The sequence below is a fragment of the Shinella daejeonensis genome (assembly GCF_024281235.1).
Taxonomy (GTDB): domain Bacteria; phylum Pseudomonadota; class Alphaproteobacteria; order Rhizobiales; family Rhizobiaceae; genus Shinella; species Shinella daejeonensis.
This window is the reverse complement of the sequence record NZ_JAHWXY010000001.1, coordinates 714,134-740,615: the sequence shown is the minus strand read 5'-3', so window position 1 is coordinate 740,615 and position 26,482 is coordinate 714,134. Positions and strand designations below refer to the sequence as shown.

The following is a 26,482-nucleotide window of genomic DNA, read 5'->3' as shown; positions in this document are numbered from 1 at the left end:
CGTTTCTGTGAATTTCGTATGATAGACGAAGGATGCGTCGGAACATTATCCCCGCGCGCCATCACGCCACTCCAGATATTGGCGGATCGTCGTGCTGGCGATGTCCTCCATCGTGCGGGCCGGGACGGTGGCCCATGGATCGCCAGCCTGTCCCTCGACGGTTTCCTGCCCCTGGATGCGGTGCAGCCGCGCGCCCCCGGGATCGAGCACGTCCCAGACGTAGATCACGGTCGTCTTTCCCTTGTCGGCCATCGCCGAAAAATAACCCTTGAGGATATGCTGGCTGGAATTGTCGGACGAACTCTTGATGGTGATGCCGCTTGCGCCGGCTTCGCTCGCCAGCCGTTTGGAAAGCGGCGTGACGGCCTGCACCGGCGCGCCGATGATCGGCAGGAAACGGACGGAACCGGCCGATTGCGCGGGTGCGGCGGCGGCCGTTTCCTGCGCCTGCGCCGGTTCCTCCACCGCTACCCGTGCTGCTTCGCCGCCTGCGGGCTGCTGCCGGGAGGCATTGCGGGCGAGCGCGTCGGCCTGGGCTTGCAGCGTATTGGCGGCCGGACTGCCGGTATCGCCGGTTTCGGTGAAGGCGGATTGCCGCGGGGCGGCAGGCGTCTGCTCGGCGCTCATCCGGTCGAGGTCGCTCTGGGTGACCGGGGGCGAGTTGAAGCTGCCCCCGACATCCACCTGCGGCGTCAGCGCATCCGTGCTGTTGCAACCGCCAAGGATGGCCACAAGGCCGATGAGCGCCAGCCGTTTCGTCAGCTCATGCATCGTCGTCGTCCGTGTTCTTGCGGAGACTCCCGGGGCCCCCTTCGTTTCCCGCACGGTTTTATGGGGGGCCGGCCGGCCGGCTGTCAATTGCGGGATATCGCCTGCCGGCCGGATTCCGGGCTCAGATCTCGATGAAATCGAGGCCGAAACGCGATAGCGGCTTCGGGGTATCCGTTGTCGTCAGATAAGTCTGGCCGAGCGTCATGGCGGTTCCGGAATCGGAATCCATGATGATCATATGCACGAAGAGGGACATATTCGGCTCGATTTCCTGGGGGTTTCCGGCGTGGAAGGTCTGGTGGTCGACCCAGGTGGGCGAGAAACGCGCGCCGAGGGAATAGCCGCAGGTGTTGAGCCGGTGGCGGGCGAGCCCGCGCTCGTCCATGATGCGCGCATGGGTGTCGAAGACGCTGCCGAAGGAATGGCCGGGACGCAACACCATCTCGATCGCCTGGATCGTTTCGCGGCAGGCGCTGTAAAGCTCCCGGTGGCGATTGGTTGGCTCCCCGATGAGAACGGTGCGCATCATCGTGGCGTGGTAATGGGCGCTGACGCCCGCCCATTCGAGGGTGAGCTGATCGTTGGCCTCAAGCCTGCGCCGGCCGGATTTGTAGCGGCAGAGCAGCGCATCGGGGCCCGAGCCGATGACGAAATCGCTGGCCGGATAGTCGCCGCCGCCGGAAAGGACCGCGCCCTGCATGGCCGCGAGGATCGCCGCCTCGTCCGCGCCGGGCCGGATCAGCGGCAGCGCCGCATCGAGCGCCGTGTCGGCAAGCTGCGCTGCGGTCTCCACGCAGGCGATCTCGGCCGGGCTCTTGACGAGGCGCAGCCGGTTGACGAGGCCGGAGGCGTCGACGATCTCGCCGAAACTCTGGAGCTGGCGATCGAGCAGCCGCGCGTTGCGGCCGGTCAGCCCGTGAGTATCGTATTCGACGCCGATGCGGCAGCCGAGCAGGTCGAGGTCCGACAGCAGGCCCTTCAGATCCATGGTCGGATCGGCATTGGCGCGGTCGATCCAGACCTCGATCTTCTCGATGGTGGAGGTGTTGCGCGCCTGTCGCAGGTCGGCGGAGCGGGTGAGCAGCTGCATGGCGCCGTCCGCCGTCACCACCAGCGTCTGGAAGAAGGCGTAGCCGGTGCTGTCGAAGCCGGTCAGCCAATACATGCTTTCCTGCGCGAAAAGCAGCATGGCGTCCAGCTTCTCCTCCCGCATGCGGGCCGTCAGGCGCTGGAGCCGATTGGCGTATTCTTCTGTGTCGAACGGAAGAGCCATCGCTCGTCCTCCCTCGTCTGCGGGCATCACGCCCTGATCATGATCGCCGACATCTGTCGGCCATAGTCCGGCTCGCCCCGATGGGTCGCGCGCCGGTAGGAGAAGAAGCGCTCCTCGTCCGGATAGGTGCAGAGATCGAGATTTTCCGCCGCGACGCCGGCCTTCGTCAACCGTTCGGTCGTCAGCCCCGGCAGGTCGAACATGGCATGACCGGGCTTGTCCGAGGGGACGAAGAAGCGTTCATAATCCGGATCGGCCGTCACGAAGCGCTCGACGAATTCCGGGCCGACCTCATAATTCTGCGGGCCGATCGAAGGGCCGAGGCAGGCTGCGATGCGTTCCCGCTTCGCGCCGAGCCGTTCCATGGCGGCGATGGTGTTTTCGAGCACGCCGCCCAATGCGCCTTTCCATCCGGCATGGGCAGCACCCGCCACGCCCGCCTGCGGATCGCAAAACAGGATCGGGCCGCAATCGGCCGTCAGCACGCCGATCACCAGCTCCGGCGTGGCGGTGACGAGAGCGTCGGCCTGCCGGCGCGCGCCGTCATGGTCTTCACCGACCGTCACCACATCGGGAGAATGGACCTGGTGGACGGTCGCGAGCCGCTGCGGGGCGACGCCGAACCAGCGGCAGACGCGGGCGCGGTTTTCCGCGACGTGGCCGCGTTCGTCCTTGGAGCCGAAACCGACGTTGAGGCCGCGGTAGAGATTGGCCGATACGCCGCCGGTACGGGTGAAAAAGCCGTGGCGCGCAGCATTTCCCGCCTTTGCGGCCAGCAGGGGGCTTTCGATGGGAAGGACGGGCGCAGGGTCGTTCATCGTCTCTCGGCTGGGCTGGTTAGGGGCAGGCTGCATTGCGGCGGACGCAAATCGGCCCGATGTTGTCTTCCCCCGTCCCTTGTGTCAATCGGGCCGACGGAAGGGAAAAAGCGCCAGAGGCGCGCTGCCGACGGCGAGCACCTTGAAGAGATCGCCCATATTGCCGGCGCCGGCGCCGGCCAGCCGCTCCACATCCAGGCGGATGGTTTCCTGCGTCATGGCGTCGCGATCGCGGCCGAGCGAGGAGGCGCGCTCGCCGATGCCGAGGCCGACGAGAAAATCGCCCTGATGCACCGCGCCGTGGATATGCAGCCCCGCATCGACGGCTGCCGCCGCGAGCCTTTCGAAGTCCACATGGCTCGTCAGATCCGCTTCCCCGGGATGGGCGAGCGGCGGGTCGAATTCATGTTTCAGGACGGCCTGCAAGGTATCGCCGAAGCCGGACGCCAGATGGCCGTAGTCGATCACCAGCGCGGTGCCGCCGAAACGGGCGATCCGTTCGCCGATGGTCGCCATTACGGCTTCGCGGGCCGGCGCGATCTCGAAAATGGCGCCCTCGGGCATGGCGCGATGGTGATCGGGCAGCAGCGCCGGGTCGATGCCGGCGACGCCGGCGGCGAAGGTGAGGCTGCCTTCCGCGTCGAGGCCGACCATGCGTTCGCGGAAACCCGAGGCGGTCTTGACGAATTGCCGGATCGGGATGGCGTCGAAAAGCTCGTTTGCCGCCAAAAGCACGAAACCGTCCGGCAGTTCCTCGAAACTGTCGTGCCAGGTGATGCGGGAGGCGTGGGTGCCGAGGGTCTCGCGCTGGATGGCGCGCAGCTTCGGGCTCGTCTCGACGAGGTGGACCGTGGCGGACTGATGGAGCGGGGGGGCAAGGCGGGCGATGACACGAAGCATGTCGGCCATCATCGTGCCGCGGCCGGGGCCGATCTCGGCGATGCGGACATTTGCCGGCGCGCCGTGTTTCTGCCAGGCATGGACGAGGAAGACGCCGAGCATCTCCCCGAACAGCTGGCTTATTTCCGGCGCCGTGACGAAATCGCCGGCGGTCCCGAAGGGGTCGCGGGTGCGGTAGTAGCCGTACTCCGGATCCGCCAGGCACAGCGAGAAATAGTCCGTCACGCTGATCGGGCCGGCAGCGCGGATGAGGGCCTTGAGCTTGCGGGCAAGGGGCGTCGGCATGGGGCGGTTCCGGTCAGAGGTCGGAGGTGGCGCGGGCGGGGCGCGTCCGGAAGATGGCCCACAGGCCGATGGCGAGCATCGGCAGCGACAAAAGCATGCCCATGGTGAGCCAGCCGCCGGCGAGGTAGCCGAGCTGGGCGTCCGGCTCGCGGAAGAATTCGACCGTGATGCGCGACAAGGCGTAGCCGCTGACGAAAAACCCGGTAACGAGGCCGGGGCGCTTCAGCGCGCCGAAGCGATAGATGGCGAGCGCCAGCAGAAGCAGCAGCACGATGCCTTCGAGACCCGCTTCGTAAAGCTGGCTCGGATGGCGGGCGAAGGGGCCGGCTTCGGGAAAGACCACGGCCCAGGGCGCGTCGGAGAGTCGGCCCCATAGTTCGCCGTTGATGAAATTGGCGACGCGCCCGAAGAACAGCCCGATCGGCACGACGGCGGAGACGATGTCGAACAGGCTCCAGATGGCGATGCCGCGGCGTCTTGCGAAAAGCGCCATGGCGACGGTGGTGCCGAGCAGGCCGCCGTGAAAGGACATGCCGCCGTTCCATATCTGGACGGCGCGCAGCGGATCGGCCAGCACGTTGTCGAAGTCGTAGAAGAGAATGTAGCCGATGCGTCCGCCGAGGATGATGCCGGCGGCGGCCCAGACGAGGAAGTCGTCGAGCGCCTCGCGCGTCATCGGCGGTTCGCCGCCCCAGAGGCCGGGCGTCGCCAGCAGCCGGCGGGCGTAAAGCCAGCCCAGCATGATGCCGGCCACATAGGCGATGCCGTACCAGTGGACGGCGACCGGCCCGACCGAGAAGGCGACGGGGTCGATCTCGGGAAAGGGCAGGATGGCGAAAAGCGTGGCGGGACTTGTCAAGGGGATGCGTCTTCCAGTTTTCGCGGAACATGGGGGCGGCTTGTGGCAGGGTCAAGGCGCGAAAGCGACAAAGCACCGGTCCGGGCGGGCGGGAAGGGCGGTGATCCACCGGAATCCGCTTGCAAGGCGGCGTGTCAGGCCCTACCTCAGCCGACAGGACGCGGTCCTGCGGGGCGGCGCGTCAGGAAACCCACTCCCGAGGAGGGCATGTCATGACCAACGGTACGAACCGCATTCTCGACGACTTCGCCAAGCTGATGACCGATGCGGCCGGCGCTGCCCAGGGGGTGCGCCGCGAGGCGGAAACCATGTTCCGCGCGCAGGCCGAGCGCGCGTTGAACGGTCTCGATCTCGTCAAGCGCGAGGAATTCGAGGCGGTACGGGAAATGGCGATCCGGGCGCGCGACGAGAACGAGGCGTTGCGCAAGCGCATCGAGGCGCTGGAGGCCCGGCTGCCGGCCAGCGAGTAAGCCGTCGTTTCGTTCCGGCACAGACGAGATTCGGTTGGGGCGGTCACGACCGCGCCAACCGTTTTTTTTAATAAAATTTTTACCCCTGTGGACACTTCCAAAAAGCTCTTTTGGCTGAATCTCTTAAGGCTTCGGCCTGAATCATTTTCACAGCCTCTTTCCACAACCGTGCGGACAAAACGGGGGCCTGGGGGCTGGCGTCATGACTCCGCCGTTATACACTGATTTTAAAAGATGATTCGAAACGGACGGCGCAAGGTTCGGGCAGGGTAGATCGCCCAGACTGCGCAAAAGCCGGGCAATCATTCAGTGTTGGACAGGATAATGGTTTGCCGCGTGGCGCGTGTAGGCGCGATGACGCATGCCCGCCGGCCGAGAGGGTGACGCATGAGCTTGATGGAATTGGATATCGGACGTCAGTCCAACCCGGTCGACATGATCGAGTTTGTCGCCGCCAATAACGACTGGAGCTTCGAACGCTCCGGCGAGGACGAGATCGCGATGACCGTCGCGGGAAAATGGGCGGACTACCACGTCTCCTTTTCCTGGATGGAGGAATTCGAGGCGCTGCATCTGGCCTGCGCCTTCGATATCAAGGTCCCCGAAAGCCGGGTCAACGAAGTGCTGTGCCTGCTGTCGCATGTGAACGGCCAGGTGCTGATGGGGCATTTCGATCTTTGGCGGCGCGAGGACGTGGTGATTTTCCGCCAGTCGCTGTTGCTGGCCGGCGGGGCGGAGCCGACGAACCGTCAGGTCGAGGTGCTGCTTTCGAGCGCGCTCGAAGCCTGCGAGGCCTATTTCCAGGCGTTCCAGTTCGTCGTCTGGTCCGGTATGGACGCCCAGTCGGCGGTCGATGCCGTCCTGTTCGAGACACACGGAGAGGCGTGAGCATGACTATTGCGGAAACCGGCCCCATCGTTCTTGTCGGCGCGGGCAATATGGGCGGCGCCATGCTGGCGGGCTGGCTGAAGAGCGGCGTTCCCGGCGCGTCGGTTCTCGTCGTCGATCCCGGTCCGGCGCCGGCGATGGCGGCGCTGATCGCCGAAAACGGCGCCCGCCATGTTACCGCCGCGCCGGAAGGCCTGGAGGCCGGGGTGCTGTTTATCGCGGTGAAGCCGCAGGTCGTCGATCAGGTCCTGCCGCCGCTGAAAGGGCTCGTCGGGCCGCACACGGTGGTCGTATCGGTCGCCGCCGGCAAGACGCTCGCCAATCTGGAAAGCCATCTCGGCGAGGCCGCGATGGTGCGCGCCATGCCCAATACGCCGGCCATGGTCGGACGCGGCGTTACCGGGGCCTTCGCCAACGCCCGGACCACCGCCGCCCAACGCGGGACCGTCGATGGTCTGCTGAAGGTGAGCGGCCCGGTCGAATGGGTCGAAAGCGAAGCCGACATCGATGCGGTCACCGCCCTTTCGGGCAGCGGGCCGGCCTATGTCTTCTATCTCGTGGAGTGCATGGCGGAAGCAGGCCGCAAGCTCGGCCTGCCGGCGGACCTCGCCATGCGTCTGGCACGGGAAACCGTCTCGGGGGCTGGTGAATTGCTTCATCAGTCCCCCGATGACGCGGGCCGGTTGCGTCAGAATGTGACCTCGCCGGGCGGCACCACGGCGGCGGCGCTGGCGGTGTTGATGGCGGAAGACGGCATGCAGCCGCTTTTCGACAAGGCGGTCGCCGCTGCCCGCAAGCGGGCGGAAGAACTGGCGGGCTGACCGTTCCGCCCGCTGGTCCTGTTTCCCGCTGGAAGGCCACAGGCTCTTGCCGGCAGGAAGCTCGGCATCGATCGAGGATATTTCATGAGCGAGACCATCACTTTTGCCGATTTCGAACGGGTCGACATCCGTGTCGGCACCATCGTCGAGGCCGATCTCTTTCCCGAGGCGCGCAAGCCGGCCTACAAGCTGGTGATCGATTTCGGACCGGACATCGGCCTGAAGAAATCCTCGGCCCAGATCACCGTGCACTATACGCCGGAAGGGCTGGTGGGCCGGCAGGTGCTGGGCGTCGTCAATTTCCCGCCGCGCCAGATCGGGCCGGTGCGTTCCGAGGTCCTGACGCTGGGCTTTGCGGACGGTGACGGCGCGATCGTGCTGGCCGCCGTCGAGCAGCCGGTGCCGAACGGCCACCGGCTGATGTAGCCCTCAGGCCGGCAGGCGCACGGTCACCCGAAGCCCGCCCATCGGACTGTCGCCGAGCGTGACGTCGCCGCCGTGGCTGCGGGCGATGTCGAGCGCGATGGCAAGGCCGAGGCCGGTGCCGGAAGCGTTGAGATTGCGCGCGGTATCGAGGCGGAAGAAGGGCTTGAAGACGTCTTCGCGCGCGCTTTCCGGAATGCCCGGCCCATCGTCGTCGATCGTGATCTCCAGCCATGTATCGCGGTTTGCCGATGTCACGCGCACGCTTGCGGCGTGGCGCATGGCATTGGAGACGAGATTGCCGATCAGCCGGGCGAAGGCGTTGGGCCGGACGAGAATCTCGTCGTCGCCATCGACGCTGCTGGAGAAGGCGGAGCCGTGCAGTTCGGCCTCCGCGGCGAGTTTGCGGAAATATCCGGAAAGGCTGACGCGGGCGACGTCCTCCTCCTGCTGGCCGCGCGCGAAGGCGAGATAACCCTCCAGCATCGTCTCCATGTCGGCGACGTCGCTGTTCAGTCCTTCGCGTTCGGGGCTGTCGCCGGCGAGCGCCAGTTGCAACTTGAAGCGGGTCAGTATCGTGCGCAGGTCGTGGCTGACGCCGGTCAGCATGGCTGTCCGCTGTTCGATCTGCCGTTCGATGCGCTCGCGCATCAGGATGAAGGCAAGGCCGGCGCGGCGTACCTCCTCCGCTCCGCGCGGTGCGAAATCCTCCGGCGTCGGTTGTCCCTTTCCAAAGCTTTCGGCCGCTCGGGCAAGCGCGAGGATCGGGCGGATCTGCCCGCGCAGGAAGAGGATGGCGATGCTGATCAGCACCAGCGACGTGCCGACCATCCACAGGATGAAGATATGGGTATTGGAGGCATAGGCCTGGTTGCGCCGGGCGTAGACGCGCAGGACCTCGTTGTCGAGAACGATGCGGATTTCCACGAGATTGCTGTCGCCCACCGTATCGATCCAGAAGGGACGGCGGATCTGCTTGCGGATTTCCTCGCTCAGGATCTCGTCGAGAATGTTGAAGAAGGGCTTCGGGCGCGGCGGCGGCAGTTCGGTGCCCGGTTCGATGGCGATATTGAGCGCCAGCCTTTCGCGGGCGATGCGAACGATCTGGTCGGTTTGGACGGGCTCCGGAAAGGATTGGATGAGGTCGACGATGCCGGCTATGTCGCGGGTGACGGCCATCGACAGCCGCTGGGTGACGAGTTGCCAGTGGCGCTCCATGAAGACATAGGCGACGACCGTTTGCAGGATCACCATCGGCAGGATGATGATGAGCAGCGAGCGTGCGTAAAGGCCTGTCGGCATGCGGCGTCGCAGCCAGCGGGCGAACCGCCGCCAGCCTTCAAGGACCGCGCCAAGCCGCTGGCGCAGGGTTTGCGCCTTGCCGGTCACGGTTCCACCCCGGCCCGCCGGCTCACGCCTGCTCCACGCTCAGCCGGTAGCCGATGCCGCGCACCGTCTGGAGCCAGACCGGATTCGACGGGTCGTCCTCGATCTTGCGGCGCAGACGGTTGATCTGCACGTCGATGGTGCGCTCGCCGACGTCCGCTTCCCCGCCGATCAGTTCATGGCGCGGAATGGTTTCGCCGGCCCGTTCGGCAAAGAGCAGCATGATCTCCTGTTCGCGGTCGGTGAGGCGAATGGTGTCGCCGCCGCGCTTCAGTTCCTTGCGCACCAGCGAGAAGGTATAGGGGCCGAACATCAGTTGCTCGATCTTCGGCACGGACGGGGGTGCGCTGCGCTTGAGGATGTTGTTGATGCGCAGCACCAGTTCGCGCGGCTCAAAGGGTTTTGACAGATAATCGTCGGCGCCGGCTTCCAGCCCTTCGATACGGGCGTTGGTTTCGGCAAGCGCCGTCAGCATGAGGATGGGAACCGAGCGGATTTCCTTGAGGCTTTTGGTCAGCGACAGGCCGCTTTCGCCGGGCATCATCACGTCCATGACGATCAGATCGAAATTGAGCCCGCGCAATTTGCGTCGCGCCTCGTCGGCGTCGCCGGCGACCGTGACGCGAAAGCCCTGATCGGCGAGATAGCGGCCGAGCAGGTCGCGGATGCGGGTATCATCGTCGACGACGAGGAGATGCGCGGCATCGTCGCAGGGAACGCCGGCGGGGGTCATCGGGATCGGCTCCTTGTCCTCTGGCACACGTTGGTCTCCGGCCTCCGTCCGTTTTCCGGTCATGCGTCGCGGGCGTTCTGCATGCCGGCCAGGAAGCGGGCCACCGCGCGGCGCTCGTCCGCGCTCATGCCCTCGAATGCCCGATTGATGCGACGGGATTGCGGCTCGGCGAGGGCGAACGCCAGGGCACGGCCCGAGCGGGTCGGATACAGCTTGCGCTGGCGCCGGTCCTCGGGGCCGGTCACCTGCTGGATATAGCCGGAATCGACAAGTTGCTTCAAGACGCGGGCGAGGCTCTGCTTGGTGATCTTCAACGTATCGAGCAGGTCGGCCACCGTCATGCCCGGCTGGCGGGTGACGAAATGCACGACGCGGTGATGGGCGCGGCCGAAACCGCTGAGGGCGAGGATCGCGTCGGGATCGGAGATGAAATCCCGATAGGCGAAGAACAGGGCCTCGATGATATCGAATTCGACGCCGTGATCGTCGGCCAGGCTGTCGCCGTTCCGGGTCGTGGATGCAGGCTCGTCCGCCACGCTTTGGGCAAAGATGTCATTTCCTTTCATCGAAAGCCGTCCTTGCGAAATATATGCCAATATATGTCAGTCTCGTTGACATATATTGTACCCGTTGATAGTTTCCACCCCGATTTGAGGGTTGTGGCGGGCCGAAGCATATTCGGTGCCTCGCCGGACCTTGATCCGGATTATCCCGACGATGCGGTAATCCCCAGTCTGTTCTGGTTAGACCGTAACAGACGGCACAATCAACATCCATGAATGGCGTAGCGCGCCGGAGGACCACACAATGGCAGTTCCTTTCGATCAACTGGACGGGCAAATCTGGTTCAACGGCGAATTCGTCGACTGGAAGGATGCGAAGATCCACGTGCTGACGCATGGACTGCATTATGCGAGCGCCGTGTTCGAGGGCGAGCGTGCCTACGGCGGCCGCATCTTCAAGCTCACCGAGCATAACCAGCGCCTGCACAATTCGGCGGAAATCCTCGGGTTCAGGATTCCCTACTCCGTCGAGGAACTCGACGCGGCGAGCAATGAGCTTCTGAAGCGTCAGGGCTTCTCCGAGGCCTATGTGCGCCCGATCGCCTGGCGCGGTTCGGAAATGATGGGCGTCTCGGCGCAGAACAACCGCATCAATGTCGCCATCGCCATCTGGCAATGGGGCAGCTATTTCGACGCTGCGGAAAAGCTGAAGGGCATCCGCCTTGACATCGCCGAATACCGCCGTCCCGATCCGCGCACCGCGCCGTCGAAGTCCAAGGCCGCCGGCCTTTACATGATCTGCACCATTTCCAAACACGCTGCCGAAGCCAAGGGCTACGCCGATGCGATGATGCTCGACTACCGCGGCCAGGTCGCGGAAGCGACCGGCGCAAACATCTTCTTCGTCAAGGACGGCGTCATCCATACGCCGGTGCCGGATTGCTTCCTCGACGGTATCACGCGCCGCACCGTCATCGAGCTTGCCGGCCGCCGGGGCTTCGAGGTCGTCGAACGGGCGATCCTGCCGGAAGAACTGGAAGGCTTCTCCGAATGCTTCCTGACGGGTTCGGCCGCCGAGGTGACGCCGGTTTCTGAAATCGGACCTTACCGCTTCGTGCCGGGCACGATCAGCGAAACGCTGATGAACGACTATATGAAGGAAGTCTATCCGGTCGCCGCCGCCGCGGAATAGGCAGCGCGCCGGTTTCAGATCCGGTAACCCCAATACGAAGGCGGCTCCGATTCCGATGGGGCCGCCTTCGTGGTTTGCGCGCCGTGTTTTCCGCGCGGCGGTGGCTTCACCGCTCCCCAGGGGGAGCGGGCGGTGCGGAGAGCCGGCACTGGATCGCCCGCTCTTCAGCAAGCGGTTTACTTCTTGCCGAGCACCGCGCCGACGATGGCGGTAAGAACGCCGCCGCCGATAAGGCCGCCGATACCGTCGGCGACCAGTCCGGTCAGGCCGGCCTCGCCGCCGAGCGCCTGGAGCAGAAAGCCGCCGCCGATGCCGCCGATGGCCCCGACGATGGTGCGGACAACAGTGCTGACGGCCGCCTGTTTCATCGCAGCGCTTGCCGCATTCCCGCCGATGGCGCCGGCAATGAGCTGCGTGACGATAGGCATCAATGCTTCCATGATTTCCCCCTTCCGATCACCGAGAGATTCGGCAATGGCAGCGTGCTGAGAAAGCGGGCGTCTGTCAATTTCTCCGCGTGAGCGGGGCCGCATTTCGAAGGCCATGGCGGGCGGGGAGGTGATTGTGATCGCCCCACTAATCGGAATGAAGCCGCCTATGGCGCGGAACCACCGCGTCTGCCGCCCGTTGCAACCTGCATGCGAGGCTGGCTGTCATGCCGGCGAATGAGGATGGAACCATGCAATCGAAATCCGGAAACAGCAAGGACCCGGTCGTCGAGCGCCTTCGCCCGCTCGTCTATCTCTATGCCGCCGTCAATCTTGCCGTGGCGGCGCTTCTCGTCACCACCGTATCGGCGACGCCGCCGGCGCAGGAGGTGTCCCGGATATCGGCCCTGCGGTGACCGGTCGTCGTTTCCGGCGTGGCCTTTCCGCGTTCGCACGGTTATAGGAAGCGACGCGATAGAGCCTGTCTGGTGAAACGGGATCACCGGCGATGCTTTATCCCATCGTTTTAGCGCAGTTCCGGACGCGAAAGCGGGCTCTTTTTCGTCGGAACTGCCGTCATCTGGCGAGGACCTCATGGGCATGCTTCAGGCGGGTATCATTCCCGTCACTCCCTTTCAGCAGAATTGTGCCGTTCTCTTCGATACCGAGACCCGCGAAGGCGTGGTCGTCGATCCGGGTGGGGATGTCGACGTCATCCTGCGAACGATTGCGGAAAACGGTATTACGATCCGCGCGATCTGGCTCACGCATGGTCACATCGACCATGCCGGCGGCGCGAAGGAACTGAAGGAGGCGCTCGATGTGGAAATTGTCGGCCCTCATCGCGACGACCTGCCACTGTTGCAGAAGCTCGAAGCGCAGGCCGCGATGTTCGGCGTGCCGATGAAAGTGTCCAATGTCGTACCCGACCGGTGGCTTTCCGACGGGGACCGGGTTTCCTTTGGCGATCATGAGTTCGAGGTTTATCATACCCCGGGGCATGCGCCCGGCCATGTCGTCTATTTCCATCGCGCCCAGGGCTTCGCCCATCTCGGCGACGTGCTGTTCCAGGGTTCGATCGGCCGCACGGATCTGCCGGGGGGCGATCATGAGCAGTTGCTCGCCTCGATCCGCGACAAGGTGTTTCCGCTTGGTGATGAGGTGGGTTTCCTTTGCGGCCACGGCCCGGGTGGACGGATCGGCGAGGAGCGCCGCACCAATCCGTTCCTGCGCGGTCTGTAAGGTCCGGCGGCAGCGACCGCCGGACGACGCGCTTACTCGGCCTCGCAGAAATGCGTGCGGCCGTCATACCCCAGGAACGTGCCCGTATCCGGGTTGAACGAGCGATAGCGGCTGGAGCAGTAATCGTACCAGGCGCGCGTCCAGGGTTCGTAGCTCGGCGCGGCGACGGGCCGGTAGACGACGCGCGGCTCGGGGCGCGGTTGCGGATAATATTCCGGTTCCACATAGATCCGGCGTTCGTCATAGCGTGGCTGCTGATTGGCGATGGCGCTTCCGACGATCAGGCCGGTGGCCAGCCCCAGCGCGCCGCCGATGACGGCGTCACGGCCGCGGTGATCGTGGTGGCGATAATAGGGCTTGCGATAATCGTCGCCGCGCCAGTGACGGTCGCGGGCTTGCGCGATGCCGGTGGTTGCCGTCAGCGTCGTTGCGGCAAGGGCTGCGCCCACTACGAGGGTTTTGAGGGTTCTGTTCATGACGACGGTCCTTTGAAGACCGGCAGCAGGCCGGTCGATGTCGTCAATCTGGATGTGTCCGCGTGAATGGCGGCTGAACAAAAAAACCCGGCATCGCTGCCGGGCTTCAACGTGAATCCCTGTCGAGCGCCGTTCAGTCGGCGATCTGGAGGTTAACCGCCTTCGGGCCCTTGCCGCGGCGATCGGGTTCCGTGTCGAAGCTTACCTTCTGGTTTTCCGAAAGGCCGGTCAAGCCGGAAGCCTGTACGGCAGAAATATGTACGAAGATGTCCGCGCCGCCGTTGTCGGGCTTGATGAAGCCGAAGCCCTTGTCGGTGTTGAAGAATTTTACAGTGCCAGTTTCGGCCATGCGTCAGGTCCTTTTCTCTCTGCCCGGCTCGCGGCGAGCAGCATAACAGTGTTGCCCCTGGGGGCGTTTGGCAGGCAGTTCTCGACGTTTGAGGAAAGGGTCCCGTTAACCGCAGCCGGCCGGCCGAGCAATCCTGCGATGGCCCTGACGCCGACCGTCCGGAATTTTTTTCGCGTCTCCGGCACGCTTTTATTAAGGTCTTCCCGTGTTCGCAAATTGCCCGAACAGTGCAAGAGTGCTGTGTTTATGTCGAATTGGCAAGCAAAAGTTTCCGTGATGCTCGAAAAGGCCGCACAACGGCCGCAATTCAGGCGATCCGTCAAGAAACACGCCGGCTTGACGCTGCCTCCATAGCATTGATCCGGTTTATATTGGAGCCGGCCAAGTGCAAGCCGGATCCGCAGCCGGGCGCTCACGCCTCCGCGGCGAGTTTCCTGCGGCCGGAAAACAGTCCGGGAACCAGTTCCACCGCCAGCATGGCCGCGAAGATCACGGCGCAGCCGACATAGCCTGCCGGGCCGATCCGCTCGCCGAGCAGCAGCACCCCGAAGAGGGCGGCGAAAAGCGCTTCGCTCGACAGGAAGATCGCCGCCTGGGGTGCGGTGGTATAGCGTTGCGCGACGTTCTGGAGGATGAAGGCGAAGCCGCTGGAAAAGAGGCCTGCGTAGAGGATTTCCGCCAGCGCGCCCTGAATGGCGGTGAGGCTGATCGGCTCGAAGATTGCGCCGAACATACATCCGAAGACGGCGCAGACGGCGAATTGCACCAGCGACAGCGTGCCGGGGCGACCGGAGCGGACGGCGTAGACGCCGACGAGGATCATCTGTATCGACCAGAACACCGCGCAGACGATGGTGAGCATATCGCCGACGGTGAGGGCCGCCAGCGAGCCGCCGCTGAGAAGAAAAATTCCGGCGGTGGCCATGCAGGCGGCCGGCCAGATCACCCAATGGGGACGGCGGCGCAGGAAGAACACGGTCAGGATCGGCGTGAAGACGACGTAAAGACCGGTCAGGAAGCCGGAATTGGTGACGGACGTGGTGAGCAGGCCGATCTGCTGCGAACCGGCACCGGCGAAAAGCGCAAGGCCGATCGCCACGAAGCCCGCAAGGTCGGAGCGGCGGACGGGCTGCGTCGCGCGCCTGTTCTCCCACAGCGCTACCGGCAGCGCGACCAGCGTGGCAAGGGCGAAGCGCAGGCCGATGAACCACATCGGGCCAAGCGATTCCATGGCGGTCGACTGGGCGATGAAGCCCGCGCCCCAGATGGCGCCGGCCAGCAACAGAAGAAGGTTCGCCTGCGCGCGTGTCATGTCTCTTGCCCGGTTTCCACGAGGATGGACGCAGCACCGACGCCCGCATTCGCGCCAGAGCGTTTCCGGTGAAATCGGGTTCGCCGGGATTGCTCTAGTTTATTGTTTTTACCGCATTATCCGACGCCGGGGCTGTCGTCCCGGCTAGACGTGCTCTAGCAGGCGGCGGACGGGCGGGCAAGGGCCGGCGGGAGGGGCTGGCCCTTATTCGGTTTCGGGCGCGCGCGAAACGCGCAGCAGCGCGCCGTTTTCCTCGTCGGTCAGAAGCAGGAGCGCGCCGTCGGGGGCGACGATCACGTCGCGCAGCCGGCCGAATTCCCCGCCGAACAACCGTTCCTCCGCGACGATGGCGCCGCTTTCGTCCCGTTCGAGCCGGGCCAGCAACTGATACTTCAGGGCGGTGACGAAAAGGTTGCCCTCCCACTCGGGGAACATCGCGCCGCGATAGACGGCGAGCGCGCCCGGCGCAATGGAGGGGTCCCAGTAATAGAGCGGCGGTTCGTAGCCGGCGGCGGAGGATCCGAGATCGAATTCCGCGCCGGAATAATGGCGGCCGTAGGAAACGAGCGGCCAACCGTAGTTACGGCCGGATTCGGGCCTGTTGATCTCGTCGCCGCCGCGTGCGCCATGCTCGACGGTCAAAAGCTGGCCGTCCTGCGGATCGATGGCGAGGCCCTGCGGATTGCGATGCCCGATCGACCAGATTTCCGCCAATCCCCCGGCGGTGCCGAGATAGGGATTTTGGGCGTGCGGAGCGCCGTCCGGATCGATGCGCATGATCGAGCCGGCATGATCGCGCGGATCCTGGGCGCGCGAACCTTCGCCACGGTCGCCGATGCCGAAGAACAGGCTGCCGTCGCGGCTGAAGGCGATACGGGAGCCGAAATGGTGGCCGCTCGGTGTCAGCCGGTTCATCAGGAAGATGCGGGTCGTATCCTCCAGTCGCGTGGCGTCCTGCGACAGGCGCGCGCTGGCGACGGCCGTTCCCGTGCCTTCGTCGCCGGAGGCGCTATAGGTCAGATAAAGCCGTCGGCTGGCGGAGAAATCGGGCGACAGGGCGATGTCGAGCAGCCCGCCCTGACCTTCGGCGACAACCTGCGGCACGCCCTCAAGCGGCGCGGAAACCTTGCCGTCGCGTATGAGACGAAGCCGGCCGGGCCGCTCGCTGACGAGATAGCCGCCGTCCGGCAGGACCTCCACGGACCAGGGATGTTGCAGGCCTTCCGCCAGCGTTTCGACGCGCAGCGGAACCCGCTTGCTCGGAAAATCACGCTCCTCAGCCGAAACGGGGGTTGCCAGCAGGAGAATGGCGGCAAGCACCGCTCCGGCCGCCTGCCGCCGGCAATTCCGTTCTGTCTTGATGGGTGGTTGCATGGTCATCTCCGCTCCTTCTCCCAGACTGGCCCGGCCCGCCGGGCTTTTCAAGGATGGTGACGGCGCGGGGCGGTCACTTTTTCGCGGGCTGCGTGTCCGCCGCGGGGGCCTTGATGCTGGAGGTCTTGATATGGTCAAGCGCGATGGCGGGCGGCGACAGCAGGCTCACGACCATGACGATGCAGGCGATGAGCGCCGTCATGGCGATGAGGAACAGGGCGCGGGCTTCGCGCGCCTTCGGCTTCCTGGTGATCTTGTCTTCGTCCAGAAACATGATGGTCCCCGCTTTGCATCAATTCGCCTTCGACAGGAAGCGAGAATGGCGTGCAGAAGTCGTCCGCAGGAGGACCGAATTGCGGCAAGGCCCCAGAAATATCACGGCAAGAACGAGGCATGGTAAATTTTCCGTTCTTCCCGCGCCGGGCCGGAAACGGGACGGCGCCCTCATACGCTGGCGCGCCGCCTTCCGAACTGTCTTGCCGGTCTTGCGCTGCGCATGCCGCCGGCCGCGGGGCGGCCTGCCCGCGACAGGGCCGGTTCGGGAAAGCGCAGGTCGAACCCGGTCGGCGCAAGCTCGGGACCGGCGAGCAGATAGCCCTGCATGAGCGGGGATCCGAGGGCATGGCAGAGATCGATCTGCTCCTGCGTTTCGATCCCGGACACGATGGCGCGAATGCCGTTCTCCTCGAACTGGCCGATGACCACGCGCACCAGCGCAAGCCCTGCCGGATTGCGGGTGAAACTGCGCAGCCAGGACGTGTCGAAGGAGACGAGTTGCGGCTCCAGCCGCCGGAGACGATCGAGATCGCGGTCCTCGCCGGCATATTCATCGATAGCGATGGAAAAACCGCCGGCATGCAGGCGGGCGGCGACGCGGTCGGGCAGGCTGGCCTCGTCGCCGGAGCGCTCGCGGATCTTGCAGGCGATGCGGTCCGGTTGCAGTCCGGCCTCACGGGCCGTCAGGCGCAGGCGATCGATTTCCTGCCGGAGGGCCTGCGGTTCCGCGAAGAGATGCGGCTCGATATTGACGATGACGCCGACGCCGTCACGGCGCAGCGCGCCGGCATTCAGGATATGCAGGCTGCGGCAGAGGCTGTCGACGGCGGCGCGATCGGCTTCAGGCACGCGGCGGAAGAATTCCGGAGGCGGGCAGGGGAGGCCGTCGAAACTGGCGCGGATCCAGCCCTCGAACGCCTCGATATGCAGATTGCCGCCTTCGTCTTCGCAGAAGAGCGGTTGCAGCGCGGATTGCAGCCGGTAGGCGCCGTAGACGGCGCTGACGGCGCCGTCCGGCTCCCGCACGAGGTTGGCGAAGATGCTTTTCTCGTTCATTTCGCTCACCGTCCGCAAATTGGCCTGACCGGAGTATAGAGCGCGTGCATTAACGCCGTCTTAAGTTTTCACGCTGCGATATCCGAGGGAGGCGTCCTGCAACCACGTCGTGCATCGCCGGCCGCCGGCGGGCAAGGTCCGGTGGAGGTCGGGACGGCATGGATGAAAAGCCGCGCGAGAGCCGGGCTTCCCGCATTTTTTCCCCCTTCGCGCTTGCAAGAAGAGGCTACATTCGACATAGACCTAAACGTCATGGAGGCGGGGTTCCGCTCCATGGCCGACGCCCTCTCCCGAACCCGAACAGGACATTTTCATCATGGCCTTTCTTGCCGACGCTCTCTCCCGTGTGAAGCCCTCCGCCACCATCGCCGTTTCCCAGAAAGCCCGGGAACTGAAAGCCAAGGGCCGGGACGTGATCGGCCTGGGCGCGGGCGAGCCGGATTTCGATACACCGGACAATATCAAGCAGGCGGCCATCAAGGCGATCCAGCGCGGCGAAACGAAGTACACGCCGGTTTCCGGCATTCCGGAATTGCGCGAGGCGATCGTTCGGAAGTTCAAGCGCGAGAACAATCTCGACTATACGCCCGCCCAGACGATCGTCGGCACCGGCGGCAAGCAGATCCTCTTCAACGCCTTCATGGCGACGATGAACCCGGGCGATGAGGTGATCATCCCGACGCCCTATTGGGTTTCCTATCCGGAAATGGTGTCGCTGTGCGGCGGCACGCCGGTCTTCGTCGCCACGACGCAGGAAAGCAAATTCAAGCTGACCGCCGGGGACCTGGAAAAGGCGATCACCCCGAAGACCAAGTGGTTCATCTTCAACTCGCCGTCCAATCCATCGGGCGCGGCCTATAGCCATGACGAGCTGAAGGCGCTGACCGACGTGCTGATGAAGCACCCGCATGTCTGGGTGCTGACGGACGACATGTACGAGCATCTGACCTATGGCGACTTCCGGTTCGCAACCCCGGTGGAGGTCGAGCCCGGCCTTTACGACCGCACGCTGACCATGAACGGTGTTTCCAAGGCCTATGCGATGACCGGCTGGCGGATCGGCTATGCGGCCGGCCCGCTTGCGCTCATCAAGGCGATGGACATGATCCAGGGCCAGCAGACATCCGGAGCCTGCTCGATCGCCCAATGGGCCGCCGTCGAGGCGCTGAACGGCACCCAGGATTTCATCCCGGAAAACAAGAGGATCTTCGAAGGTCGTCGCGATCTCGTCGTCTCCATGCTGAACCAGGCGACCGGCATCGAATGCCCGTCTCCGGAAGGGGCTTTCTATGTCTATCCGTCCTGCAAGGGGCTGATCGGCAAGACCGCGCCGTCGGGCAAGGTGATCGAGACGGATGAGGATTTCGTCTCGGAGCTGCTGGAAACCGAAGGCGTTGCGGTGGTGCATGGTTCGGCCTTCGGCCTTGGCCCGAACTTCCGTATTTCCTACGCGACATCCGAGGCGCTGCTGGAAGAGGCCTGCAAGCGCATCCAGCGTTTCTGCGCCGCCTGCAAATAGGCGATCTTCGGTCTTGCCGGTTCGGGGGCGTGCGCAAGCGCGCCCCTTTTTCGTGATGACCGGCGAGCCTAGAGGCCGATGGCCGTCAGCATCAGGAAGGTGGCGAAGAGCACGAAATGGGTCATCCCCTCGATGGCGTTGGTCTCGCCGTCGTTGAGGTTGATCGCGGCGGCGATCAGGGTGATCGTCACCATGATGGTCTGCACCGGCGACATCGCCATGATGAACGGCTGGCCGGTGTAGAGCGCGATCGCCTCCATGACCGGCACGGTCAGGATGACGGTGGAAAGCGACGCTCCCATGGCGATATTGACGACGGACTGCATGCGGTTGGCGAGGGCCGCGCGCAGCGCCGTCAGGATTTCCGGTGCTGCGGAAATCGCCGCCACGACGATGGCCATCAGCGCCGGCGGCGCGCCGGTTCCCCTGAGGCCGGCCGTAAGCAGGACCGACATCACCTCCGCCAGCGCGCCGATCAGCACGACGCCGATGACGATGACGGCGATGGCGAGCGGTGCGGATTCGCTCTCGTCACCAGGGACGGAGGCCTCGGCCCGCTGTTCCTTCCGCCCGGCGCGCGGATAGGCGTAACTGAAGAAATAGCTGTGCGGGCCGACCTGCATGCGCAGGAAGAGCGCGTAAAGCGCGATCATCGCGCCGATGGTGAAGGCCGAATAGAAGTGCCAGCTTTCCGGCGGCACGAATTCGGGCACGATCATCGAGATGCCCATGGCCGTCAGGATCATCACCCCGTAGGTCTTGCCGGAGTCGTCGTTATAGGGCTGTTCGCCGTGGCGCAGGCCGCCGAGAAGGGCGGCAAGGCCGAGAATGCCGTTGATGTCGAGCATCACGGCGGCGTAGATCGTGTCGCGCACCAGCGTCGGCGAGGTTTCGCCCTGCATCATGATGGCGAGGATCACCACCTCCACCAGAACCGCCGAGAGCGTCAGGATCATCGTGCCATAGGGATCGCCGACTTTCGAGGCGAGCACCTCGGCGTGATGGGCGACGCGGGTCGAGACGAGCACGATCGCCGCGATGATCAGGACGGCGCCGGCCAGCATCGGCAGGCGCCCCATTTCGAGAAGACTGTGTTCCATCGCATAGGCGAGAATGGCCATTGCCAGGCCGATGAACAGAAAACGCTCCTTCAACAGGCTGGAAAGCATGGATGCGGCCACTCCTCGGCGATGGGACTGGCCGTAGATCTAGAGCCGGATGCGGAAAAGTGTAGAGCGGTTTTCCGCCCGCATCGCACTCGATCCCGTTTGAATCGATCGCGGTTGGCCGGGCGAGGTTAAAAAGGAACGTCCGCGGCGAGGAAGCCGCGGACGCTGTTTCAATCGGCCGGAAGCCGGCTGTTCAGGCGACGTTTTCCAGCGCCGGATAGTCCGTATAGCCCTTGGCGCCGCCGCCGTAGAACGTGTCCCGGTCGGCGGCGTTGAGCGCGGTGTCGTTTCTCAGCCGCTCGACGAGATCGGGATTGGCGATGAAGAGCTTGCCGAAAGCGACGAGGTCGGCATGGCCGCTTGCCACCGCATCGATGGCGCTCGTGCGATCATAGCCGTTGTTGACCATCCAGGCGGCCTTGCCGCCGGCCGCCGCATAGGCGGCCCGCAGCGCCTTGTAGTCGAACGGCCTGTCGCCCTGCTGGAAGTCGCGGGGCCCGCCCGTCGCCCCTTCGATGATATGGATATAGGCAAGCTCGTATCTCGCAAGCCGCTCCACGACATGGGTGAAGAGCGGTTGCGGATCCGGGTCGGCCGCGTCGTTGGCGGGCGTCACCGGCGAGATGCGGATCGCCGTGCGGCCGGCGCCGATTTCCTTTGTGATCGCCTCGACGACTTCGAGGAGGAAGCGGCTGCGGTTTTCAATCGAACCGCCGTATTCATCCGTACGGTGGTTGCTGCCGGAGCGCAGGAACTGGTCGATCAGATAACCGTTGGCGGCATGGATTTCGATCCCGTCGAAGCCGGCATCGATTGCGGCGCGGGCGGCGCGGCGATAGTCCTCGACGATACCGCCGATCTCATCGCGTTCCAGAGCGCGGGGTTGCGAGGTGTCCGCAAAGCCGGCGCTGCCGTCGCTATTGAGAAGATAGGTCTTGGCGGCGGCGCGTATGGCGGAAGGAGCGACCGGCTTGCCGCCGCCGGGTTGCAGGCTGTCATGCGAGACGCGTCCGACATGCCACATCTGGGTGACGATCTTGCCGCCGGCCTTGTGCACGGCGTCCGTCACCTGCTTCCAGCCTTCCAGCGCTTCCGGCGTATAGAGGCCGGGCACGTCGGCGTAGCCCTGGCCCTGCTGGGTGATCGGCGTTCCTTCCGTGATGATGAGGCCCGCGGAGGCGCGCTGCTCGTAATAGACGGCGTTGAGCGTATTGGGGATGGCGCGCGGCGAACGGTTGCGCGTCAGCGGCGCCATGACGACGCGGTTGGAAAGCTGGATGTCGCCGATCTTGAGGGGGTCGAAAAGCGAAGTCATGGAAATCCTTCTTTTTGCTGGAGGAAAAGGGAAATCAGAGAGAGCGGGAAAGCTTCCCGACAAAGGCGGCGATATGGTCCTCACTGCGCTTGAAGAAGACCCACTGGCCGACCTTGCGCGTCGTGACGAGCCCGGCCCGTTGCAGGATGGCGAGATGAGCGGATACGGTGGATTGGGAAAGGCCGCAGCGCTTTTCGATCTGCCCGGCGCAGACGCCGAATTCCAGGGGATGTTCCTGACTCGCGAAATGCCGCTCCGGCTCCTTCAGCCAGGCAAGGATCTCGATCCGCTTCGGATGGGCGAGCGCCTTGAAGATTTCGTCGGTAGCCGTTTCAGTCATGTCGGTATATCGCGAATGAACGAACATCATATCGGTTTCTCGCGATATATGAAGGCGCGCACAGCGTTACAAGGGAGGGATAAAAAAAGAGGGCCTCAAGCAATGCCTGGGCCCTTTCAGGTTTGAAGGTCCATGGACCTCCAGAGGGGAACAGCCGGCGCGCGGCAGGGGAGGGAAAACCGCGTTTGCGCCGACTACAATAGATATGGCGCGGCGATGGCCCGCTTCAAGGCCGATGCCGGAATTTTATGGGAAGGCGAAGATACGGTCGGCACCCATGCGGGAAACGCAAGGCAAAAAAAGAGGGCCGCAAGATTAACCTGGGCCCTTATAGTTTTGAAGGTAATAAAACCTCCAGAGGGGAACAGCTGCTGCGGTGGCACTGGGAGGAAAAAGCCACCAAAGTGCATCAGCTGAGGGTGATATGGTGGTTTTCACCGCCAACATCAACCGATGAATGTGCATGACAGCCATGCAACAGGTGCAGACCTTGGCGGATTCCCTCAGAAGTTCCAGTTTCTTGCCTTGGCCACGATGAAGTCGCGGAAAACCTTGAGCTTTGCGGCGTTCTTCATCTCGCTCGGGTAGCAGAAATAGGTGTCGAAGGAGGGAATGTCGGCGCTGACCGGAAGCTGGAGCAGGCCGGGATCCCGGCCGACGATATAGTCGGGCAGCATCGCGACGCCGATGCCGAGCAGGCAGGCGCGCTTGATGGAGGTCTGGCTGTTGATTTGCAGCACCGAGGGACGCGGGTTGTCGGAATCGCGGCCCGCGATTTCCAGCCAGTTCACATCGAGCAGATAGGCGGGCGCCGGCTCGCCGAACGTGATGATCTTGTGCTTGTCGAGATCGTCGACCGACTGCGGCTCGCCGTAGCGGTTGATATAGGAGGGCGCGGCATAGACATGCATGTGCACGGTAAAGAGCTTGCGCTGGATGAGGTCCGATTGCTGCGGTTCGCGCAGCCGGATGGCGCAATCGGCGTGGCGCATGTTCACATCCAGCTCCTCGTTGTCGAGGATTAGCTGCACCTGCATGTCGGGATAGAGCGCGAGGAATTCCTGGATCTTGTCGGTCAGCCACCCCTGGCCGAGGCCGACCGTCGTGGTGATGCGCAGCTTGCCGCTCGGCTTTTCCGTGTTCTCGGTCAGCTGCACGCGCACGCTTTCGAGCTTCATCAGAACCTCGTGGGCGGTGCGATAGAGAATCTCTCCCTGCTCGGTGAGGATGAGGCCGCGCGCATGGCGATGGAAGAGCTTTATCCCGACGTCCTGTTCGAGCGAGCTTACCTGCCGGCTGATTGCCGATTGCGACAGATGCAGCCTGTCGGCGGCATGCGTGAATGAACCGGCTTCGGCCGCGGCATGGAAGATCCGCAGCTTATCCCAATCGAGCGACATTCTGTCCCCCATGTGTCCTCCTGGCGGAAAAGCCGTGCGGCCCGCCTGGTTGCTGATCCTGCTGTTCCCACGTGGGCGGTCGGAATGATTCCCGCCGCCCTTGTTGGCGGCTTCTATTCGGCCGCAATTGCGACAGGCCTATGGCCCGCCAGATACTTTTCGGATTCCAGCGCGGCCATGCAGCCCATGCCGGCGGCGGTGACGGCCTGACGGTAGATATCGTCGGCGACATCGCCGGCCGCGAAGACGCCGGGCACGTCGGTGGCGGTCGAGCCGGGCGCCGTCCACAGATAGCCGCTCGGCTTCAGCCGCAGCTTGTCCTTGAACAGTTCGACTGCCGGCGCATGGCCGATGGCCACGAAGACGCCGTCGGTCGCCATGTCGCGAATCTCGCCGGTCTTCGTGTTGCGCAGGCGCACGCCGTTGACGGCGGCCGGCATCGGCGGCTTCGCCTCGCCGCCCAGATATTCGATGACTTCGTGATCCCAGAGCAGGGAGACGTTTTCTTTCGCGAAGAGACGTTCCTGAAGGATCTTCTCCGAGCGCAGGCTGTCACGGCGGTGGACCAGCGTCACCGTCTTTGCGAGATTGGAAAGATAGAGCGCTTCCTCGACGGCCGAATTGCCGCCGCCAACGACGATCACGTCCCTGTTGCGATAGAAGAAGCCGTCGCAGGTGGCGCAGGCCGAGACGCCAAATCCCTGGAACTTCTGCTCCGATTCGATGCCGAGCCATTTGGCCTTCGCGCCGGTGGCGATGATGAGCGCATCGGCGGTCCATTCCGCCCCGCTGTCGGTGGTGATGCGGAAGGGGCGCACGTCGAGATCGACGCCGGTCACGAGATCGTTGACGATCTCCGCGCCGACATTTTGCGCCTGCTTCAGCATCTGCTCCATCATCCAGGGACCCTGGACCGGATCGGCGTAGCCCGGATAGTTCTCCACGTCGGTGGTGATCGTGAGCTGGCCGCCCTGCTCCAGACCGGCGATCAGCACCGGCTCCAGCATGGCGCGGGCGGTATAGATGGCGGCGGTATAACCGGCGGGGCCGGAGCCGATGATCAGCACCTTGACGTGGCGCGCGGACATGGTCATTCCTTCCGGGACGCTTCTCGTCCCCATTATCGTCCGCCGACGCATGGCGCGCCGGGCGGAAAATCTGCTGGATTGGCGTTCGCTCCCATTTAGGGGAGGCAGGGCCGGAGTTTCAAGTGTGCAACCGCCTTTGCCAACAGTCCCGCGCCGCCGCGTGACATATTTGTGCCTTTACTCGTAAGAATATTGCGTGGATCGAGCGATTCACATCATATCCGGTCGTCATCAGGAAAGGTTCGTATCCCGCACATGTTTCGCGCAGAACTCGACGCCATCGATATCCGCATCCTCAAGGAACTCCAGGCCGACGGGCGCATGACCAATGTGGAACTGGCCGCGCGCGCCGGTATTTCTGCGCCCCCGTGCCTGCGCCGCGTGCGCAAGCTGGAGGAGGCGGGCATTATCGAGGGCTATGCGGCAATCCTCAACGCCCCGTCGCTCGGCTACGATCTCGTCGCGTTCTGCATGATCGGCCTGAAGCACCAGTCGGAGGCCAATCTCAAGGCCTTCGCGACGGCGACGACCGGATGGCCGATCGTGCGCCAGGCCTGGATGGTGTCGGGTGAAAGCGATTTCCTGCTGCATTGCGTGGCCAGGAATCTTTCCCGCTTCCAGGACTTCGTCATCGAGGAACTGGCCGCCAACGCGCAGGTCGACACGGTGCGCACGATGCTGACGATCCGGCAGGTGAAGAAGGCGGGGCTGGTGGAATTGTAAATCGTAAGGAGAGAGGCAGGAGCCTCCCGCCTCATTCCGCAAGGCCGATGCTTTCCCAGGTAACGGGCGTGTTGCGGCGGACCGGCAGCGCCGCCGTCCGGCCGAGGACGCGGTCGAGATGCTTCGGCGCGAGGCCGAAGCCGGGCCGGACGCTGCGCACCATTTCCGCGGTGATGGTTTCTCCGGCGTCGATATCCGTCACGAAATAGAGCGAACGGCGGAACTGGACATTGCCCTGCTCGCTCGACTTGCGGGCATAGTTGACGCCGCCGAGCGCGCTCCAGGCGGTCTTGCAGCCGTGGACCAGCGCCGCCATTTCCGCCGGTTCCAGCGAGAAGCTGTCGTCCGGGCCGCCGCCCGAGCGATCGAGCGTGAAATGTTTTTCCACGATGGACGCGCCAAGGGCGACAGCGGCGATGGCGGTGACATTGTCGAGCGTGTGGTCGGAAAGGCCGGTCACCAGCCCGAAGCGTTCGATCATGTCCGTGACGGTGCGCAGATTGTAGTCTTCGGCCGGGGCGGGATAGCCGCTCACGCAATGGAGGACGGCGATCTCCCTGCCGCCGCCGTCGCGCGCCGCTTCGATGGCCTCGCCGATCTCCTCCGCGTCGGCCATGCCGGTCGAGATGATCAGCGGCTTGCCGGTGGAGGCGGCATAGCGGATCAACGGCAGGTCCACCGCCTCGAAGGAGGCGATCTTGTAGGCTGGCGCGCCCAGGTCTTCGAGAAGGTCGATGGCGGTCGTATCGAAGGGCGAGGAGAAGATGGTGATGCCGAGCGCCCGCGCCCGCTCGAACAGCGGCTTGTGCCAGTCCCACGGCATATGGGCCTTCTCATAGAGCTTGTAGAGGGTCTCGCCGTCCCACAGGCCGCCGCGAATCTGGAAGTCCTCGCCGTCGCTGTCGAGCGTGATGGTGTCGGGGCGGTAGGTCTGTAGTTTGACGGCGTCCGCGCCGGCCTTCTTCGCTTCCTCCACGATGGCGAGCGCCGTCTCCAGCCTGCCGTTGTGATTGGCCGACAGTTCGGCGATCACATAGGGGGAACGATCCGGTCCGATTTCGCGACCGTCGATGGTTATCCGCTTCGTCATGGC

The 26,482-nt window shown here is 64.3% G+C and carries 30 protein-coding genes; 9 read left to right on the top strand and 21 right to left on the bottom strand.

Going from position 1 to position 26,482, the window contains the following annotated elements; all coding sequences use genetic code 11:
• Nucleotides 1-45 precede the first annotated feature (45 nt).
• The 5 genes from KYK29_RS03525 to lgt all read right to left on the bottom strand — a co-directional run bounded on the left by KYK29_RS03525 (nucleotide 46) and on the right by lgt (nucleotide 4,906).
• A complete protein-coding gene (locus KYK29_RS03525) occupies nucleotides 46-771 on the bottom strand; it encodes a hypothetical protein (protein ID WP_254689453.1) in 726 nt (241 codons plus the stop codon).
• Between the two features lie 121 nt (nucleotides 772-892).
• Nucleotides 893-2,044: a M24 family metallopeptidase gene (locus KYK29_RS03520; RefSeq protein WP_254689452.1), complete on the bottom strand. Its 1,152-nt coding sequence runs from the start codon at nucleotides 2,042-2,044 to the stop codon at nucleotides 893-895.
• Between the two features lie 26 nt (nucleotides 2,045-2,070).
• Nucleotides 2,071-2,862, bottom strand: a complete 792-nt coding sequence (gene pgeF, locus KYK29_RS03515) for a peptidoglycan editing factor PgeF (protein WP_254689451.1) — start codon at nucleotides 2,860-2,862, stop codon at nucleotides 2,071-2,073.
• Between the two features lie 84 nt (nucleotides 2,863-2,946).
• Nucleotides 2,947-4,047: a class I SAM-dependent methyltransferase gene (locus KYK29_RS03510; RefSeq protein ID WP_254689450.1), complete on the bottom strand. Its 1,101-nt coding sequence runs from the start codon at nucleotides 4,045-4,047 to the stop codon at nucleotides 2,947-2,949.
• 13 nt (nucleotides 4,048-4,060) lie between these two features.
• Nucleotides 4,061-4,906, bottom strand: a complete 846-nt coding sequence (lgt, locus tag KYK29_RS03505) for a prolipoprotein diacylglyceryl transferase (RefSeq protein WP_254689449.1) — start codon at nucleotides 4,904-4,906, stop codon at nucleotides 4,061-4,063.
• 212 nt (nucleotides 4,907-5,118) lie between these two features.
• On the opposite strand from lgt, the gene KYK29_RS03500 reads away from it, so the two are divergent.
• The 4 genes from KYK29_RS03500 to KYK29_RS03485 all read left to right on the top strand — a co-directional run bounded on the left by KYK29_RS03500 (nucleotide 5,119) and on the right by KYK29_RS03485 (nucleotide 7,511).
• Nucleotides 5,119-5,376 (top strand): accessory factor UbiK family protein, encoded by a 258-nt coding sequence (locus KYK29_RS03500; protein ID WP_254689448.1) that lies wholly within the window; start codon nucleotides 5,119-5,121, stop codon nucleotides 5,374-5,376.
• 387 nt (nucleotides 5,377-5,763) lie between these two features.
• Nucleotides 5,764-6,264: a type III secretion system chaperone family protein gene (locus KYK29_RS03495; RefSeq protein ID WP_254689447.1), complete on the top strand. Its 501-nt coding sequence runs from the start codon at nucleotides 5,764-5,766 to the stop codon at nucleotides 6,262-6,264.
• 2 nt (nucleotides 6,265-6,266) lie between these two features.
• Entirely contained in the window at nucleotides 6,267-7,085 is an 819-nt protein-coding gene (gene proC / locus KYK29_RS03490; protein WP_254689446.1) for a pyrroline-5-carboxylate reductase, read from the top strand.
• Between the two features lie 84 nt (nucleotides 7,086-7,169).
• Nucleotides 7,170-7,511, top strand: coding sequence for a tRNA-binding protein (locus KYK29_RS03485; RefSeq protein ID WP_254689445.1), 342 nt, complete (start codon nucleotides 7,170-7,172; stop codon nucleotides 7,509-7,511).
• 3 nt (nucleotides 7,512-7,514) lie between these two features.
• Here the strand turns inward: KYK29_RS03485 and KYK29_RS03480 are convergent, their stop codons facing one another.
• From KYK29_RS03480 to KYK29_RS03470, 3 genes are read right to left on the bottom strand one after another with little or no spacing between them, the layout of a single operon-like run.
• Nucleotides 7,515-8,897, bottom strand: a complete 1,383-nt coding sequence (locus KYK29_RS03480; RefSeq protein WP_437437213.1) for an ATP-binding protein — start codon at nucleotides 8,895-8,897, stop codon at nucleotides 7,515-7,517.
• Between the two features lie 22 nt (nucleotides 8,898-8,919).
• Complete coding sequence (locus tag KYK29_RS03475) at nucleotides 8,920-9,627, bottom strand: response regulator (protein WP_254690072.1); 708 nt, start codon at nucleotides 9,625-9,627, stop codon at nucleotides 8,920-8,922.
• 59 nt (nucleotides 9,628-9,686) lie between these two features.
• Nucleotides 9,687-10,193, bottom strand: a complete 507-nt coding sequence (locus KYK29_RS03470; RefSeq protein WP_254689444.1) for a MarR family winged helix-turn-helix transcriptional regulator — start codon at nucleotides 10,191-10,193, stop codon at nucleotides 9,687-9,689.
• A 241-nt stretch (nucleotides 10,194-10,434) separates the two neighbouring features.
• Here KYK29_RS03470 and KYK29_RS03465 point away from each other — a divergent pair, with 241 nt between their 5' ends.
• Nucleotides 10,435-11,322: a branched-chain amino acid aminotransferase gene (locus KYK29_RS03465; RefSeq protein ID WP_254689443.1), complete on the top strand. Its 888-nt coding sequence runs from the start codon at nucleotides 10,435-10,437 to the stop codon at nucleotides 11,320-11,322.
• Nucleotides 11,323-11,498: 176 nt separating this feature from the next.
• Here the strand turns inward: KYK29_RS03465 and KYK29_RS03460 are convergent, their stop codons facing one another.
• Nucleotides 11,499-11,762 (bottom strand): hypothetical protein, encoded by a 264-nt coding sequence (locus KYK29_RS03460; protein WP_254689442.1) that lies wholly within the window; start codon nucleotides 11,760-11,762, stop codon nucleotides 11,499-11,501.
• A gap of 239 nt (nucleotides 11,763-12,001) precedes the next feature.
• On the opposite strand from KYK29_RS03460, the gene KYK29_RS03455 reads away from it, so the two are divergent.
• The gene (locus tag KYK29_RS03455; protein WP_254689441.1) at nucleotides 12,002-12,166 is read left to right on the top strand and encodes a hypothetical protein; all 165 of its coding nucleotides are present in this window, start codon (nucleotides 12,002-12,004) and stop codon (nucleotides 12,164-12,166) included.
• Nucleotides 12,167-12,350: 184 nt separating this feature from the next.
• Nucleotides 12,351-12,992 carry an MBL fold metallo-hydrolase gene (locus tag KYK29_RS03450; RefSeq protein WP_254690071.1) on the top strand — a complete coding sequence of 214 codons (642 nt, stop codon included), beginning with the start codon at nucleotides 12,351-12,353 and terminating at the stop codon, nucleotides 12,990-12,992.
• Nucleotides 12,993-13,024: 32 nt separating this feature from the next.
• Here KYK29_RS03450 and KYK29_RS03445 read toward each other — a convergent pair whose 3' ends face one another.
• The 6 genes from KYK29_RS03445 to KYK29_RS03420 all read right to left on the bottom strand — a co-directional run bounded on the left by KYK29_RS03445 (nucleotide 13,025) and on the right by KYK29_RS03420 (nucleotide 17,835).
• Nucleotides 13,025-13,468, bottom strand: a complete 444-nt coding sequence (locus KYK29_RS03445) for a BA14K family protein (protein WP_254689440.1) — start codon at nucleotides 13,466-13,468, stop codon at nucleotides 13,025-13,027.
• Between the two features lie 133 nt (nucleotides 13,469-13,601).
• Nucleotides 13,602-13,817, bottom strand: a complete 216-nt coding sequence (locus KYK29_RS03440; RefSeq protein WP_254689439.1) for a cold-shock protein — start codon at nucleotides 13,815-13,817, stop codon at nucleotides 13,602-13,604.
• A 412-nt stretch (nucleotides 13,818-14,229) separates the two neighbouring features.
• Entirely contained in the window at nucleotides 14,230-15,129 is a 900-nt protein-coding gene (locus KYK29_RS03435) for a DMT family transporter (RefSeq protein ID WP_254689438.1), read from the bottom strand.
• 204 nt (nucleotides 15,130-15,333) lie between these two features.
• On the bottom strand, nucleotides 15,334-16,503 hold the full coding sequence (locus KYK29_RS03430; protein ID WP_254689437.1) for a PQQ-dependent sugar dehydrogenase: 1,170 nt from the start codon (nucleotides 16,501-16,503) through the stop codon (nucleotides 15,334-15,336).
• A gap of 73 nt (nucleotides 16,504-16,576) precedes the next feature.
• Nucleotides 16,577-16,777 carry a hypothetical protein gene (locus KYK29_RS03425; protein ID WP_254689436.1) on the bottom strand — a complete coding sequence of 67 codons (201 nt, stop codon included), beginning with the start codon at nucleotides 16,775-16,777 and terminating at the stop codon, nucleotides 16,577-16,579.
• Between the two features lie 170 nt (nucleotides 16,778-16,947).
• The gene (locus tag KYK29_RS03420) at nucleotides 16,948-17,835 is read right to left on the bottom strand and encodes an EAL domain-containing protein (RefSeq protein WP_254689435.1); all 888 of its coding nucleotides are present in this window, start codon (nucleotides 17,833-17,835) and stop codon (nucleotides 16,948-16,950) included.
• A gap of 316 nt (nucleotides 17,836-18,151) precedes the next feature.
• Between KYK29_RS03420 and KYK29_RS03415 the strand changes: the two genes are divergently transcribed.
• Nucleotides 18,152-19,354, top strand: coding sequence for a pyridoxal phosphate-dependent aminotransferase (locus KYK29_RS03415; protein WP_254689434.1), 1,203 nt, complete (start codon nucleotides 18,152-18,154; stop codon nucleotides 19,352-19,354).
• A 68-nt stretch (nucleotides 19,355-19,422) separates the two neighbouring features.
• On the opposite strand, the gene KYK29_RS03410 is transcribed toward KYK29_RS03415, so the two are convergent.
• The 5 genes from KYK29_RS03410 to trxB form a co-directional block, all read right to left on the bottom strand.
• The gene (locus KYK29_RS03410) at nucleotides 19,423-20,523 is read right to left on the bottom strand and encodes a calcium:cation antiporter (RefSeq protein ID WP_254689433.1); all 1,101 of its coding nucleotides are present in this window, start codon (nucleotides 20,521-20,523) and stop codon (nucleotides 19,423-19,425) included.
• Nucleotides 20,524-20,716: 193 nt separating this feature from the next.
• The gene (locus KYK29_RS03405) at nucleotides 20,717-21,838 is read right to left on the bottom strand and encodes an alkene reductase (protein ID WP_254689432.1); all 1,122 of its coding nucleotides are present in this window, start codon (nucleotides 21,836-21,838) and stop codon (nucleotides 20,717-20,719) included.
• Nucleotides 21,839-21,872: 34 nt separating this feature from the next.
• Nucleotides 21,873-22,178 (bottom strand): ArsR/SmtB family transcription factor, encoded by a 306-nt coding sequence (locus KYK29_RS03400; RefSeq protein ID WP_254689431.1) that lies wholly within the window; start codon nucleotides 22,176-22,178, stop codon nucleotides 21,873-21,875.
• Between the two features lie 503 nt (nucleotides 22,179-22,681).
• A complete protein-coding gene (locus KYK29_RS03395) occupies nucleotides 22,682-23,578 on the bottom strand; it encodes a LysR family transcriptional regulator VtlR (RefSeq protein ID WP_254690070.1) in 897 nt (298 codons plus the stop codon).
• 113 nt (nucleotides 23,579-23,691) lie between these two features.
• The gene (gene trxB, locus KYK29_RS03390) at nucleotides 23,692-24,666 is read right to left on the bottom strand and encodes a thioredoxin-disulfide reductase (RefSeq protein WP_254689430.1); all 975 of its coding nucleotides are present in this window, start codon (nucleotides 24,664-24,666) and stop codon (nucleotides 23,692-23,694) included.
• A 255-nt stretch (nucleotides 24,667-24,921) separates the two neighbouring features.
• On the opposite strand from trxB, the gene KYK29_RS03385 reads away from it, so the two are divergent.
• On the top strand, nucleotides 24,922-25,389 hold the full coding sequence (locus KYK29_RS03385) for an Lrp/AsnC family transcriptional regulator (RefSeq protein ID WP_254689429.1): 468 nt from the start codon (nucleotides 24,922-24,924) through the stop codon (nucleotides 25,387-25,389).
• Between the two features lie 31 nt (nucleotides 25,390-25,420).
• On the opposite strand, the gene pseI is transcribed toward KYK29_RS03385, so the two are convergent.
• Nucleotides 25,421-26,479 (bottom strand): pseudaminic acid synthase, encoded by a 1,059-nt coding sequence (pseI, locus tag KYK29_RS03380; RefSeq protein WP_254689428.1) that lies wholly within the window; start codon nucleotides 26,477-26,479, stop codon nucleotides 25,421-25,423.
• Nucleotides 26,480-26,482 lie beyond the last annotated feature (3 nt).